The organism is Vibrio sp. 1402, assembly GCF_033340275.1.
In genome coordinates this window covers 1-587 of sequence record NZ_JAWOWE010000481.1, presented here as the reverse complement: position 1 = coordinate 587, position 587 = coordinate 1, and the positions used below count along the sequence as shown (strand labels likewise).

The 587-nt window shown below is 41.6% G+C and carries 1 protein-coding gene; it reads left to right on the top strand.

What is annotated here, in order from left to right; translation table 11 throughout:
* Positions 1-14 precede the first annotated feature (14 nt).
* The coding region (locus R7044_RS26795; protein WP_225456180.1) for an alpha/beta fold hydrolase at positions 15-587 on the top strand (573 nt) is incomplete at its 3' end.

Sequence of the window (587 nt, the reverse complement as noted above, 5' to 3'; positions counted from 1 at the left end):
ACTTATACTGACTCATGACTCAGCCACTGCTTTTTCACAAAACCTATCTGCATCCTACTAGTAATGAGTGGGTTGTTTTCGTGCATGGTGCTGGTGGCAGTTCTTCGATATGGTTTAAACAAATTAAAGCATATAAGCAGCACTTTAATTTGTTGCTGATCGACTTACGAGGACATGGAAAATCCAATCAGCTTTTGAAAGAGTTGATAACTAGTCGTTACACCTTCACGGAAGTGACGCAAGATATATTAAAAGTGCTGGATCACCTAAAAATCCAGTCGGCGCACTTTGTTGGCATGTCGTTGGGTACGATCATTGTTCGAAATTTAGCGGAGTTGTCTTCTGAAAGAGTTCGTTCGATGGTTTTAGGCGGTGCGGTGACACGCTTGAATACGCGTTCGCAGATTTTGGTTAAGTTGGGTAACTTCTGTAAACATATCTTGCCTTATATGTGGTTGTATAAGCTGTTTGCCTACATTGTGATGCCTCAACGAAGTCAGCGTGAATCAAGGCATTTGTTTATTCGAGAAGCAAAGAAGCTGTGCCAAAAAGAGTTTAAACGCTGGTTTATTCTTGCCGCGGATGTA